This is a genomic window from Mycobacterium sp. TH-M11 (assembly GCF_057473725.1).
The window spans coordinates 1-13,879 of the sequence record NZ_JBYCLD010000084.1; the positions used below are offsets into that span (position 1 = coordinate 1).

12 protein-coding genes are annotated in these 13,879 nt (G+C 64.2%); 4 read left to right on the top strand and 8 right to left on the bottom strand.

Annotation, left to right across the window (positions count from 1 at the left end; genetic code table 11):
* Positions 1–74: 74 nt before the first annotated feature.
* Positions 75–1,715, top strand: coding sequence for a hypothetical protein (locus tag AC2VOG_RS03530; RefSeq protein WP_486938529.1), 1,641 nt, complete (start codon positions 75–77; stop codon positions 1,713–1,715).
* A 57-nt stretch (positions 1,716–1,772) separates the two neighbouring features.
* Here AC2VOG_RS03530 and AC2VOG_RS03535 read toward each other — a convergent pair whose 3' ends face one another.
* Positions 1,773–2,603 carry an SDR family NAD(P)-dependent oxidoreductase gene (locus AC2VOG_RS03535; protein WP_486938530.1) on the bottom strand — a complete coding sequence of 277 codons (831 nt, stop codon included), beginning with the start codon at positions 2,601–2,603 and terminating at the stop codon, positions 1,773–1,775.
* A gap of 17 nt (positions 2,604–2,620) precedes the next feature.
* A complete protein-coding gene (locus AC2VOG_RS03540; protein ID WP_486938531.1) occupies positions 2,621–3,919 on the bottom strand; it encodes a PE-PPE domain-containing protein in 1,299 nt (432 codons plus the stop codon).
* A gap of 151 nt (positions 3,920–4,070) precedes the next feature.
* On the opposite strand from AC2VOG_RS03540, the gene AC2VOG_RS03545 reads away from it, so the two are divergent.
* Together AC2VOG_RS03545 and AC2VOG_RS03550 are read left to right on the top strand one after the other, a co-directional pair.
* Complete coding sequence (locus tag AC2VOG_RS03545) at positions 4,071–4,874, top strand: SDR family NAD(P)-dependent oxidoreductase (RefSeq protein WP_486938532.1); 804 nt, start codon at positions 4,071–4,073, stop codon at positions 4,872–4,874.
* 79 nt (positions 4,875–4,953) lie between these two features.
* Positions 4,954–5,739 (top strand): alpha/beta hydrolase, encoded by a 786-nt coding sequence (locus tag AC2VOG_RS03550; RefSeq protein ID WP_486938533.1) that lies wholly within the window; start codon positions 4,954–4,956, stop codon positions 5,737–5,739.
* Positions 5,740–5,748: 9 nt separating this feature from the next.
* Here AC2VOG_RS03550 and AC2VOG_RS03555 read toward each other — a convergent pair whose 3' ends face one another.
* From AC2VOG_RS03555 to AC2VOG_RS03565, 3 genes are all read right to left on the bottom strand, one after another.
* Positions 5,749–7,065 carry a cytochrome P450 gene (locus AC2VOG_RS03555; protein ID WP_486938534.1) on the bottom strand — a complete coding sequence of 439 codons (1,317 nt, stop codon included), beginning with the start codon at positions 7,063–7,065 and terminating at the stop codon, positions 5,749–5,751.
* 57 nt (positions 7,066–7,122) lie between these two features.
* Complete coding sequence (locus AC2VOG_RS03560; protein ID WP_486938535.1) at positions 7,123–7,959, bottom strand: phthiotriol/phenolphthiotriol dimycocerosates methyltransferase; 837 nt, start codon at positions 7,957–7,959, stop codon at positions 7,123–7,125.
* Between the two features lie 165 nt (positions 7,960–8,124).
* A complete protein-coding gene (locus tag AC2VOG_RS03565) occupies positions 8,125–9,114 on the bottom strand; it encodes an AurF N-oxygenase family protein (protein WP_486938540.1) in 990 nt (329 codons plus the stop codon).
* Positions 9,115–9,579: 465 nt separating this feature from the next.
* Here AC2VOG_RS03565 and AC2VOG_RS03570 point away from each other — a divergent pair, with 465 nt between their 5' ends.
* Complete coding sequence (locus AC2VOG_RS03570; RefSeq protein ID WP_486938536.1) at positions 9,580–11,073, top strand: flavin-containing monooxygenase; 1,494 nt, start codon at positions 9,580–9,582, stop codon at positions 11,071–11,073.
* 7 nt (positions 11,074–11,080) lie between these two features.
* Here AC2VOG_RS03570 and AC2VOG_RS03575 read toward each other — a convergent pair whose 3' ends face one another.
* From AC2VOG_RS03575 to AC2VOG_RS03585, 3 genes are all read right to left on the bottom strand, one after another.
* Positions 11,081–11,887, bottom strand: a complete 807-nt coding sequence (locus AC2VOG_RS03575; protein WP_486938537.1) for a phthiotriol/phenolphthiotriol dimycocerosates methyltransferase — start codon at positions 11,885–11,887, stop codon at positions 11,081–11,083.
* A 30-nt stretch (positions 11,888–11,917) separates the two neighbouring features.
* Complete coding sequence (locus AC2VOG_RS03580; RefSeq protein WP_486938538.1) at positions 11,918–13,285, bottom strand: cytochrome P450; 1,368 nt, start codon at positions 13,283–13,285, stop codon at positions 11,918–11,920.
* A gap of 51 nt (positions 13,286–13,336) precedes the next feature.
* On the bottom strand, positions 13,337–13,879 hold a 543-nt coding region (locus AC2VOG_RS03585), incomplete at its 5' end, for a class I SAM-dependent methyltransferase (protein WP_486938539.1).

Sequence of the window (13,879 nt, forward strand, 5' to 3'; positions counted from 1 at the left end):
CCCCAGCTGTCACCTCAAGATCGTTTCAGGGTAAGTTCAGCGGGGTTTCGCAAAAGGGGAGAAAGGGGGGCGCCATGCAGGTTGTCTCGCGTACGTACGTCTTCGCTGCAGCGGCGCTTGCGGCAACCGGTGCCGTTGCCGTCGCACCGTTCACGCTGCAGACTTCACAACCCGCCGTCCGCAGCACTGACGTCCGACTGGTCGACTCCAGCGCCGATATCCTCAACGTTCCGATCAATCTGTTCAACGACTTCGCGAACATTCCCTCCAACGAGATTCAGGGCCTCGACGTATTCTCCAACTCGCTGTTCTTCAGCGGGGACTGGTGGGTTCCCAACGCCACGAACCTGTGGGGCACCGACCCCGGCGACATCGGCCACTACCTGGGCCTCCTCGACATAGCGCTCCCGTTTGCTCCCCAGATCTCCGGGCTCGACCAGCCGGAAATCGACCCGACCGCGATGGCCAACGGCACGGCGGGGCTGGCGCAGCAGATTGCGATGCTGGCCGCCGCCGAGCTGCCGGTCAGTGCCTCCTGCGACGCCCAGACTTGCTACCCGATGACTCCGCCGAACGTCATCACCGGCAGTACAGATTTCGACCGTCTCATCGGCTTCTTTCAGGCCCTTGACGGACAGGCCACTACCCAAACCGGTGAGCCTTTCGGGTTGTTCTCGAACTGGTTAAAGGTGCCGCTGTCGGATCTGACCAGCGGTAACTACACGTTCACCCCCGCTGACGACTCGGGCCTGGTCGATCCCAGCCCCGACACCGGCACCGGTGGTGGGGTGGCCAGCGCCTTCGGCTTCGACGGCACGACGGCCAGCACCGCGGGCAACCTTATGCCGTGGGCCGGCGACACGTTCAAGCTGAACCTGTTCGGACCGTTCCAGGACTACTACAACAGCCTGTTGGCTACGCCCTCGACCTCGGGCATCGACGGCACCGGCATCGACATTCCCTCCTCGACGAGCATCCTTGAGGCCTTCCAGAACCTCGCCGCCTCATCGGTGGTGGCCTTCGATCCGTTTGTCGAGGGCAGCCCCGCCTGCCCGGCGCTGTGCAACATCCCCGCTGCCGACACCCAGACCGCGCTGGTGCAGGACATCCTGGCTTGGGATCCGAGCAACACCACGATTCAGAGCTACTTGAACAGCGTCACCGACAGCACCGCGACCCAGGCCGAAACCTACGATGCCATCGCGCTGCTGCAGACCGGCTACTACAACCTGACTCCGGAGCAACTGGCGACCTACGACGCGGACCTGGCCGCCATCAACCCCGAACTGCCGGCTTTGTTCACCAACGACGGGATTGTGACCGACCCCAACTACCTGGCGTACGCGGCCGATCCATCGACGACTACCTTCGACCCCACCTATGGCGGTTACGACCCCAACCTCGACGGGCAGGACCTGTTGACACTGTTGACGAACAACGAGTGGAACTTCACGTCGTTGGGCAACGTCAACACCGTCGGATTCCTCCTCGACCCGGCACAGGGTGACCCAGGCCTGACGGGCGCGGCGGCCAGTGCGGCGGCGAGCGGAACTAACGTCTATTCGTCGATGTCGACCGATCTGAGCGCGCTGATGTCCAGCTTCGGGGCGACGGCGGGCGCCGACTCGCTAGGTCAGGTACTTGCCGAGGTCAGCGCCCAGATCAGCGCAGACCTCAGTTCCTTCGTGCCACAGTCGCTCCTGAGCATGTTCTGAGTTCAGGTCGGCCCAGCCCGGATTGGCCCAGCCCGGATTGGCCCAGCCCGGATTGGCTCAGCCTCGGATGCCGTGCCTCATGACACGGTCCCACATCCGGTCGCTGAGCAACGTGCGGGCCAGCACCGAGGCCTTGCCGGACGCCCCCACGACGTAGCGGGGCCTGGGATTCTTGGCCTGCACGGCTCGCATGACGACACGGGCCACCGTGTCGGCAGACACCGTCAGTCCCTTCGCCGTGGCCAGCCGTCGGGTCGTTTCGGAATAGCGAATCTTGAAGTCGCCGTAGGGATCGTCGTCGGGGTAGGAGTGCTCCGTCTCGAATTGCGAACTGACGAAACGCGTACGCACCCCGGTCGGGTCGATCAGCACGACGCGGACACCGAACGGTGCCATCTCGGCGCCCAGCGACAGCGACAGCGCCTCGACGCCGTACTTGACGACGTGATAGGCGCCGGCGCCGGGGCTGGTGAACCGGCCGCCGGTGCTGCCGATCGTGACGATCCGGCCCGAGCCGCGGGTGCGCATGCCCGGCAGTACCAGCTGGCAGAGATGAAGGGTGGCAACCACGTTGGTCTCGAAAAGCTGCCGCAGTTCGCTCAGCTCGACCTGCTCCAGCGGCCGGGGCAGTGGATACCCGGCGCTGTTGACCAGCACGTCGACTCCGCCGTGCTCGACATTGATCTCCTCAACGAGGCGAGTGACCGCCGCTTCGTCGGTGACGTCAAGCGGGCGGGCCTGTAAACCCTTGGCGTGCAGGGCAGCCAACGCCTCAGGATTGCGGCCGGCCGCAAACACGGTATAGCCGCGTTCGTGCAGCCGGTGAGCGGTGGCCTCACCGATGCCGCTCGTTGCGCCGGTGATCAGCGCAATAGGCTTTGACTTCACCGGATGTGGGTCAGCTGTCAGAGTGAGCCAGCGAGCATCTGGAAATAGTCGCCGAGATCGGTGGCAAAGCCTGGCGCAAACGAACTGAGGTCGGCCGCCAGCGGGTTCGTCGAACTGGCCAAATCACTGGTCAGTGCGGTGAGCGAGGCGGTCGCGTCTGCCGTCGCGGCGGTGTCGGACGTGGCGGTGAGTGCACCTGACTGCAGGTCCGCGACATCCGGCACGTACGGATAGAGATCCGCCAGACCCGTCAGATCGGATTGCGGCAGCACGCCCATGTCGACCAAGGCGGCGATCATGCCCTGGTCGGCCCCGGCTTGCAGATAGGCATCGACCACGGGAGTGTCGAGGGCCGGGCTTGTCATCGTTGCCGGCGTGCTGACGTTCGCGTCACCGGACCAGTTGTAACCCAAGTCGACCAGCACCCGCATGTCGGGCTGGATCAAGTCGGCGGGCGTCGACGGCGCGCCCGGCGCGTCGCGGAGATCGTTCAAGATCGGCAGATCCTGGGTGGGGATGATGTAGTAACTCGTGTCGCCGGTGTAATCCGAGGACACGGGTTGTGCCACCGCGCCGGCGAGCTCCGACGGCGTGAAGTACGCCGGCCAGCCGGGCAGCAGGTAGGGATGCAGGTCGAGGTAGCCGTCCGCGGCGTTGAGGTCGGCATAGATGTTGCCGTCGTACTGCGGAAAGTCGGATGCCCCGCTGTATTCGATGGTGTAGATGTCGGTGGTGTACGGAGTGTCGGCCGGGGTCGCCGGCAGGTTCGCGCCGCCGTATCCCGGGAACCGAGTGAAGAATCCGCCGTCGGGGCTTTGCAGATTTTCGGCCAGCACGAATTTGAGACCCGCCGTGTCGGGGGCGCCTCCAGCCGTATTGGCGAGGTTGATCATCTCCTGGGTGATGTCGGAGTTGCTCATCGAGTAGCCGGCGACGACGACGTCGGCGTTGGGATTGGCAGTGAGTTGCGTGTCGATCGCGGTGTTCAGGTCGGCGACGCCTTGGGTTACCCCCGTGGTGTAATCGGTTTCGGGCGTAGTCACGCTGATCGGGTCGCCGACGACGTTGTAGGTCGGCTGGCCGGAGAAATACGCCGGCGAGGGATCGACGTAGGTACCGATCACTTCCTGCATGTACGGCTCATTCGGCGTTGCCAAAAACGCGTGGCCCAACACCAGCGCGGTGTAGTCCGGCGTATCGCCGTCGCCTCCCGCGAAGGCCGGCGCCGCGCTCAGCAAAGCCGCCGCCTCCATCAGACCGGCGCATGCACCCGCAACCAGACCAGCACCCAGCCCCCGGATTTTCCAAGGTGTCATCAACCCTCGCTTCATGTGCGTCCCCCTCGCGCCGACTATAAATTACCTTGTTCTGCCTCAGTCCGAAGACTTCTCCACTGTGACGATATCGACGTGGCTTAGTTGAATTTTCAACTCGCTGTCTCGGGCAGGCCGGGTAAGGTCAGTCCGCGTGGTCCTACCGACACCCGCAGAAGACCGTGTGGCAGTCGTCACCGGCGCATCGTCGGGCATCGGTGCCGCCATCGCGCTGGAGTTGGCACGACGAGGTCATCAACTTGTGCTGGTCGCCCGGCGGACGGACCGCCTTCAGGCCCTCGCCGACGGTCTGAGCATCAAGGCACACGTACTGCCTGCCGATTTGTCGAGTCGCGAGGATCGCGCCGCACTGCCGGGACGCGTCGCGGCGCTGGGCGTGACAGCGGACATCCTGGTCAACAACGCCGGCTTGGCGAGGCGTGCGCCGGTAGCGCAATCGATTCCAGAGCAACAACTCAACCTTGTCGAGGTCGATGTCGCCGCCGTGGTGGACCTGTGCAGCCGCTTCCTGCCGGGCATGGTCGAGCGCGGCGGCGGCGCGGTGCTCAACGTGTCCTCGCTGGCCGGGTTCTACCCGCTGCCCGGGCATGCGACGTACGGCGCAGCGAAGGCATTCGTGTTGTCCTACACCGAGAGTCTGCGCAGCGAGTTGAGCGGAACCGGTGTCGTGGCAACCGCGCTGTGTCCCGGACCGGTCGACACCGGGTTCGACGATGTGGCCGGATTCGACGCCGGTGAGCGCGCCGCCACCTTGCCCGGCTTCATGTGGAAATCCGCCGACCAGGTCGCCCGCGCGGCGATCGACGGACTGGACGCCGACAAGTGCCGGGTGATTCCCGGCCGGATGAATCGCCTGGTCGCGGCGTGCTGTCGCTTTGCGCCCCACGAGCAACTACTACCCCTACTGGCCTGGCATGCCAGGAGAAAACTCAACTGAGGGCACTGCCACGCCGTCGCGATATACGGATTCTTGGACACTGCAAGGTTCCGGTTACACGGACAGATAGGCTGGCGCTGTGCTAGAGGTGATCGAGAAGGGCAGTGTCAGCGAGGCGCATCCCGTCCCGCTGCTCTTTGTCCACGGGGCCTGGCACGCGGCGTGGTGTTGGGATGAGAATTTCCTCAGCTACTTCGCCGACAAGGGTTATTGCGCAGTGGCTTTGAGCTTTCGCGGACATGGCGAAAGCCCGACGAACAAGCCGCTTCGGGCATGTTCGGTGGCCGACTACGTCGAGGACGTTCGCTCGGTGGCCGAGCGTCTGCCCAGCCCGCCGGTGATCATCGGGCACTCGATGGGCGGCCTGATCGTGCAGAAGTACCTGGAGCGCTACGACGCACCGGCCGGGGTGTTGATGACGTCGATTCCGCCGCAGGGAAACCTCGGCAACGCCCTGCGTTGGATCCGGGAACGTCCGTCGGATTTCGTCAAGATGACCATTACGGGCAAAGCACTGCCCTACATCAACCCGCCGGAGTTGGCGCGGGAGCGGTTCTTCTCCTCGCGCACACCGGAAGCCGACGTCCGCAAATATGCCGCCCGACTGCAAGAGGACAGTTCGCGCATCGGCATCGACTGCCTGCTGCTGCGACTGCCGCGACCCAGGCGCGTGACCGCGCCGGTCTTGGTGCTCGGGGCAGACGAGGACGGCGCGCACACCCGTGACGAGATCGTGGCGACGGCGCGCGCTTACGGGACGAAGGCGGAGTTCTTCCCCGGCATGGGACACAACATGATGCTCGAGCCCGGCTGGATGGCTGTCGCCGACCACATCGACGGCTGGCTGGGCACCCACGGGCTCTGAGCCCGCGACTCAGGCTCCGGTGGCGGGAACCAACTCCAGCGGAAGGTGTTCCAGCCCACGCATTGTCGGGTTGTCGAGATAGCGGTAATCGCCGGCCAGGCGAATCTCGGAGACCCTGGGCAGCAACTGGGAAAACACCCGGGCTCCTTCCAGCCGGGTCAGCGGCACGCCCAGGCAGTAATGGACACCGCCGCCGAACGCGAGATGGTCGGTCGGATTGCGGTCGAGGTCGAAGGTGTCCGGGTCGGGGTAGTGGCGCGGGTCCCGGTTGGCGGCCGCGAACAGCAGCAACACCCGTGCGCCGGCCGGGATCGTGTGCGCCCCCACGGTGTAGTCGCACGTCGCGGTGCGGTAGAAGCCCTGCACCGGTGAGCCCATCCGCAGCTGCTCTTCAACCGCGGCCGGAATCAACTCCGGGTGTGCACGCAGCCGCGCGTACAGTTCGGGCCGCTGAGCCAGCGTCAACAGCAAACCGGACAACATGTTGGTCGTCGTCTCGCTGCCGGCGCCGATCAACATCGCCGCACTCCAGAAGATCTCGTCGTCGGTGAGCACGTCGTCGGCGTCGGCGGGCGTCATCATCGAGATCAGGTCGTCGCCGGGAGTGCGGCGCCGTTGCGCGATCAGCGGATCGAGGCTGCGGCGCATCGCCGCGGTGGCGCTTCCCGAGCGCGCCGAAAGCCTGATGCCCTTCGGGGTCAGCGGCGCGAAGGCGCCCGCCACCATGTCATCGGACCACGCCACGAACTGCGGCTGGTCGTGCTGCGGGATGCCGAGCATCCTGGCGATCAGCCGGGTCGGCAGCGGCTTGGCGAGGCCGTTGACGGCCTCGGTGTGGCGCTGGGCGATCACGGTGTCGACCAATTCGTCGGCGACCTCGTTGATGTTGGTCTGCCAGGCCGCCATGGCCCGCGCGGTGAACGCGCGGGAGACGAACTTGCGCAGCCGGGTATGGGCTGGCGGATCGGCGGCGTTCATCGACGGCAGGTACACCCGGAATCGGCTCTGACTTTGAGCCGACGAGAGTTCTTCGTTGTCGCGCAACGCCTTTCGAACATCGTCGTAGCCTGCGATGATCCAGATGCCGCGTTTGCGGTTGTACCAGACTCCTGGGACGTCGTCGCCGTTCAACAGCGACTGGTAGCCCGGGTACGGATCGTGCATGATTTCGGCCGAGAACGGGTCGAAGTCGGTGTGGGGCGCGGTTTCTCGGCCGGTCAACGAGTACCTGTACGAGGTGGCCTTATCGCGCGCCACCCCGAGCGCCCCGTCGACACCGACCTTCATCAGGCTGGCGCGAAATCGCAGCCTGCGAGCCAGCGTCATGCGGACAAACCCTCTCGTGAAGACTTACCGACGCACGGGCAATAGCCCGGAAGAACCTCAGTCCTTCGTGAGATGATATGCGCGGTAGTCGATTTCGCCACGCTCTAGGTCGTTGTAGAACCACGACCCGTCCACCACGGCAAACTCACGACCGAACTTACGCAGGAAGGCCGGCAGGCGAGTGTTGATGATCTCGTTCGAACGAGCCGAGTTCTTCTTGAGGCCGCGCAGAACCTCGTCGTTGATGACCCGCGACGACACCTGCCGCATACCCGAGTTCGCCAGATCCGATTCCCAGTTACCGAAATTGTCGCGGTTGCGGAAGTCCACATGAAGGAAATGCCCACCGGGCCGGAGCACGCGGCGGACCTCGCTGAGGAAGCGGTCGAAGTGCGGGTAGATGTGCGAGGCCTCGACGTTGATCACCGCGTCGAAAGACTCGTCCGGAAACGGCAGGTTCTCGGCATCACCGTGCACGAAGCTCAAGCCCGGCACCTTGTGCCGCTCATTGCAGAATTTGACGCCCGCGGCATTGAAGTCCAGGCCGGTGTAGGAGGCCGGCTTCAGCGTGCGGGACAGGTACGAGGCGCCGCCACCGTGGCCGGAACTGCACTCCAGCACCTTCTTACCGGCGAGGTCGACGCCGTCCTGGGTGGCGCACTGGTGGTAGAGCTGAATGCTGTACCGATTGGGCTCGTCGGCCGGGTCGAGGGACAGCCCGAGCGGCGGGTCTTCCTCGTAGCCCCAGTTCAGGAACTGAACGTCGTCGCCGTGATTCAAGCGCTTGGTCATCAGCGGGTACCAGTACCGGAACAGCTTCTTGTACGTCGCCGTCGAACCGATGCGGTAGACGAGACTTGCGCCAACGTTGTCCAAGGAAGGGCTACGAACCATGCAGGAAGTATCGCACAGCGTCGGATGTGCTTTAGGTGGCATGCCGCCTTACCGCCGGCGTGCATCGATGCCCAAAACGCAGTGCCGCGCCAAACTCGCCCAACCTCAACGAAACGTGATTGTGAAGTATCGCCCAAACGCCTGATGAGCTGCGCGGCAAGGGATTTAAGCTGCGTTCACCGAAACTGCACTGTTGGCCCGCTGCGGTTCACTGCGATAACGCGATGCGGGACCGCTGATTCGGCAGATGCGCCACATCAACAGGGCGAACGGATTCATCAAACCGAGATCGTCGCACAACATGCGGATGTCGCCGAGCATGTCTCGCAGCGTCTGACGCGAGCGCCCGCCGCCGGAGTACAGCTCCTTGCGCACCGAGCGGGGGATGCCGAACTGGCGGAAGAAGCGCCGCGACGGCACGACCATCGCCTGGCCCAGCATCCGCATCACGACCGGCACGTAGAGCGACAGCCAGAATCGGGTGTACCACCTCAATCGGGGGACACGCCGATGCAGGTACTCGTGGGCAAAGGAGATGTGGCGGGCCTCTTCGGCGACGTGAATCGCGATCAGGTCCTGCATTATCGGGTGAATCGACCGCGGCTCGGGTTCGCGCAACAGATTGGTCTGCAGGTAATCGAAAGGCACTTCCCCGGCCAGCACCCCGAAGAAGAAGGCATTCGGCAGCGGGCCGGCGTAAAGCGGGACGATCGGCGACAGCACCCGCAGCCAGCGCGGCATGCCCGGGACGTCGATGCCGATGCGGTTGACGATCTCCTGAAACATCAGGCTGTGACTGCACTCCTCGATGGACTCGTGCACGCAATAGCGGTATTCGGGTGAGCCGTTGGGGACCCAGAACGCGTAGTGCAGCAGGCCGCGGACCAGGACACCCTCGAACTGCGTGCCGACCTTGGCCATATTGGCTTGGCGCCACATGCCGATGGCGACCTGCTTGTCCAGCGGCTGGGCCTGGTACCAGGGATGACTTCCCAGCGGATCCAATGTGGAGAGGACCCAGCGCGGGTCATTCTCGGTGACGGAGAAGATCGGCGCTTCCCAATTGACGTCGGTGTAGGGATTGAAGTGGCGCACCGACGCTTCCGACAGCGATGTCAAGGTGGCGACGTAATCGGCGTCGTCGCTGAGGTCCATGTTGCGCCTCAGGCGCCTGGCCGCTCCGCGGAAGGCCAGCGTCAGAACCGCGCCCACCAAGAGGACGGCGCCCAGTACGATCAAGCAGATCGCCAGTGTGACCGGCAACTGAGTCCTCCCTCCGGCTCAGCGTGGCATGCGACATTCTGCACATGCGCTTCACCGGGCACGGTCCGGCTGGGAGCCTACCGGGTGAGAGTGAAAGTCCTGGTTCGGAACGGCTTCAATCTCGTGTCTATCTCAAGTGCCCCCGGTGACTCGTGATCAGCGTCGGTGTGCCCGTCGAACAGTAGGACCTTATTAGACAGTACACACCCCGTGTCCGCTTGTTGACCCTCCGCCTCGAGAGACTACGGGATCATCACAACGGCGCCGCGCGGGGTTCCTGTTCACGCCGCCGGCCGCCCGGTTGCGGGTTCGGTGTCGTTTCACCGTTGGTGCAGCAGAAGCTACCCTTTAGTGCTTATGGATGACCAGCAGTTCGATGTGATCATCGTGGGGGCGGGCTTCGGCGGAATTGGCGCTGCGATCCAGCTGAAGAGCCTGGGGTATGAGAACGTTCTGATCGTCGACCGCGAAGACGATCTGGGCGGAACGTGGCACGTCAACCACTATCCCGGCCTTTCGGTCGATCAACCGTCGCCCACCTTCTCCTACCGTTTCGAGCCCAACCCGTATTGGTCGCGGATGTATGCGCCGGGTTCGGAACTCAAGAGCTACGCCGTGCATGTGGCCGAGAAGTACGACGTCCGCCGTTTCATGCGCTTCAACGTCTGCGTCGAGGGCGCTCGGTGGGACGAGGACGCCCAGGTGTGGCGCCTGGCGTTGGCCGGCGGCGAGACGCTGACCACGCAGTTCCTGATCGCCGCCACCGGCTTTCTGTGCCAGCCCAAGATGCCGGATATCCCTGGGATCGAGACGTTCGCCGGCCGGATCGTCCACACCGCCGTCTGGGATGACGACGTCTCGATGACCGGCCGCCGCGCCGCGGTGATCGGAACCGGCTCCACGGGGGTACAGGTTGTTCCTGAGCTGGCCAAGGAAGTCGCTGAACTCACGGTGTATCAGCGCACCCCGATCTGGGTGCTACCAAAGTTCGACGTGAAGTTCTTCCCGCTGGTGCAACGGCTGTTCGCCAAGTTCCCGGCGACCCAACGCGCCCTGCGCGGGTACACCGACGCGATCCTGGAATGGTCGATGGTCGTCACCATGTGGAAGTTCCGGTACTTCAAGCTCTTCAACAAGGGCATCTCGCAGTTCTCCAGGCTCTACCGGCTGCTCTTGGTGCGCAACCGGGAATTGTCGCGAAAGCTGGACCCCGACTTCGACTTCGGCTGTAAGCGGCCGACCATCTCCAACGACTTCTACCGGGCGTTCACCAAGTCGCACGTGCATCTGGAGACCAACGGGATCGACCGGATCGAGGCCGACGGTATCGTCGCCAACGACGGCACCAAGCGTTTTATCGACACCCTGGTTTTGGCAACCGGATTCGACGTCTGGGAGGCCAACCTGCCCGCGATCGAGGTGATCGGACGTGGCGGTAAGAACCTCGGAAAGTGGTGGCGTGAAACCCAATTCCAGGCCTATCAAGGCATTTCGATGCCCGGGTTCCCGAACTTCCTGTCGATGGCCAGCCCGTACGCCTGGGTGGGCCTGTCGTGGTTCAACACCGTCGAGTACCAGATGAAGCACATGGAACGGCTTTTCGGTGAGATGCAGCGGCGTGACGCCCACACCTTCGAGGTCACCGAGGACGCCAATGCCCGCTTTCTGGAGCGGATGACCACGCTGATGAAAGACTCCGCGTTCGAACTTGGCAACTGCGTCGGTTCACGGTCGTACTGGTTCCGCAACCACACCGGCAAGGGTGAGGCGCCGTTGTTCCGTCCGACATCGGTGCGCAGCGCCGTGAAGGAGCAGGAGAGCTTCCCGCTGTCGGACTACGCGATCACCTGACCTGGACTCAGTCCTTGATGAACTGGTAGATCCGGTATTCGGCGCCGCCGCTCTCGATGACGTTGTAGATCCCGGTGCCCGGCACCCCGGCGAAGTGGCGGCCGAACGGCCGGAACCACGTTGGCAGCTGCGCGCTGATCAGGTCCAGTTTGTGCTGCGCACTGGCGTCCAGTGAGCGGATCACGCCGTCGTTGATGACGCGCATGGACACCTGTCGTAGCGGCATCTTCTCCAGCGCGCCCTCCCACACCGGGAATTCGGCGCGGCCGCGGAAGTCGGCGTAGAGCAGGCTGCCGCCCGGCTTCAGCACCCGGTTGACCTCGGAGAGAAACTTCTCCAGGTTCGGGTAGGCGTGCGAGGCCTCGACATTCACCACCGCGTCAAAGCTGTTGTCGCCGAACGGCAGATCTTCGGCGTTTCCGTGCACGAAGTTCAAACCGGGCAGCTTGTGGTGCTCGGTGCAGTAGGCGACACCGTCCGGGTTGTAGTCCAGGCCGGTGTAGGAGGCCGGGGAGAAGGTGCGCATGATGTAGGACGCGCCGCCGCCGTGGCCGCAGCTGCACTCCAGCACTTTCTTGCCTTCCAAGTCGATCTGAGAGGCGACCTGGTTGTAGAGGTTGATCGAATACCGGTTGGCCGCGTCGTTCTCGTCCAGCGGCAGGTTCAGCGGCGGGTCACCCTCGTAGCCGTAGTTGAGGAACGTGACGTCCTGGGTGTTGAGCCGGCGGGTGAGGAACGGGTACCAGACTTTGTTCATGAAGGCCTTGTAGCCGCGGTAGCCGATGTCGGTGACGCGTTCCTTGGTCGTAGGCATGCCGGGAAGTATGCCAGGCCAGGGTCGGGGTCAGCTGCTGCGGTCGGCGACAGAGACCGAGTCGCGACTTTTCGCTGCGGCGTCGGTGCGACGGTAAACCACCGCGCGTGCGCCCTTGCCCGGCGCGATCGCCACGCCGCGGAAGTTGCGGCCCTCGTCGGGTGCGTCAGTGGGGGTGAAGCGGAACTCGCGGAACAGCGTCCGCAGCGTGACATCCATTTCCATGTGCGCGAAAGATGCTCCGACGCAACGGTTGATGCCGCCACCGAAGGGCACCCAGCGGAAAGACGGCGGCTGGTTGCCGATGAATCGGTCCGGGTTGAACGCTTCCGGATCGGTGTAGTTGACGTCGGACTCGTGAGCGAGTTGGAAGTCGACCATGATCGCGGTGTCCGGCGGAAGAACCCAATCGCCCACCCGGACTCTGGCCTTCGTGGTGCGCAGTGAGGCCGCGATTGTCGGCCGTACGCGCTGGATTTCGTAGATCGTGGCGGCTCGCAGGTCGGATCCGCCCGCATCGACTTCTTCGGTGAGTCGCGTCATCACCTCGGGGTGGCGGCGCAACCGCTCGATGGCCCATGCCAATTGGGACGCGGTGGTCTCATGACCGGCGGCGACGAGGGTGAGTAACTCGTCGGCGATATGGCGATCGGAGATCGGTGTGCCGTCCTCGTAGCGGGCCTGCAGCAGCAGCGCGAGCATGTCGGTTCGACCTTCCAGCGACTCCTCGGCGCGGGCTTCGGCGAGCAGTTCGTCGATCACCGCGTCGAAGCGGCGTCGAAACCCGGCCAGTTTGCTGCCGGGGCTCCAGCGACCGTATTCGCGTCGCACGACCGGTGGCATCCGCTGCATCAGGGAGCCCAGCGTGATCAACGACGGGATGACGGCCTTGAGCTCATCGAGGGCGTCGGCCCGTTCGCCGAAGGTGGCCCGCATGATCGCGTTGAGCGTCAGCCGCGTCATCGATTCGAGGGTTTCGAACTCCTGGCCCTCCGGCCAATTGGCGGTCTCGCGCAGCACCTCGTCTTCGACGAGCTGCTCGTAGTTCTTCACCCGCTTGCCGGAAAAGTTGGGCAACACCAGCTTTCGTCGCTCGGAGTGCTCCTTGCCGAGCAGGCTGAAGGTAGAGCCGGGCCCGAACGCCTGGCCGAGCACCTTGGTCGGGCGTTCGATCAGGTCGAAGCTGGCGCTATATACCTCTTTGACGATGTCGCGGTCGTGAACGACGATCATCTTGCCGAAGACCGGCAGATTGATCATGAAGGGACCGCCGTAGCGCCGGCTCAGCCATGGCGCGACCGAGTATTGCAGCGACGTCAGGAACAGCACGCTCTGCACGAGCTTGGGCAACCGCAGCGCGGGCGGCAGCCGTACCGGATCGGTCGTCGCCGTTGCCATGTCGCCCCCTTCTCGTTGTCTAGCAGCGAATTTCAGCGTGCCGAGACGCCGTCAGTCCTTGGTGAACAAGTACACGCGGTAGGTGTACTCGCTGCCGCGCAGCGCGCCGTTGAAAGCCCAGTCGGTCATGTCGCTGGCATAGCGGGCGAAGGTGCGGCTGACCGCCGAGCCGTGGTGCTGGGCGATCCGCTCCTGCTTGCGCGGGGTGTTCTTCTCGTTGCCGCGCAGCACATTCTGGTCGATGACCGCCATGGAAATCTGTCGCAGACCCGAGTTGGACAGGTCGGCTTCCCATTGGGCGACCTCCGAACGCGGACGGAAGTCGGTGTAAAGCAAATGCCCGCCCGGCTTGAGCACGCGCTTGACTTCGCTGAGGAACTTCGGGACGTCGGGGTACAGGTGCGAAGCCTCGACATTGACCAGTGCGTCGAACGACTCGTCGGCGAACGGCAGAGCCTGCGCGTTGCCCTCCACGAAATCCAGGTTGGCCAGGTGGTGGCGGTTCTTGGCGAATTCGATGCCGGCCGGGTTGAGGTCCAGTCCGGTGTAGGAGGCGGGATGCTGGGTGCGCACCAGATATGAGGCCCCGCCGCC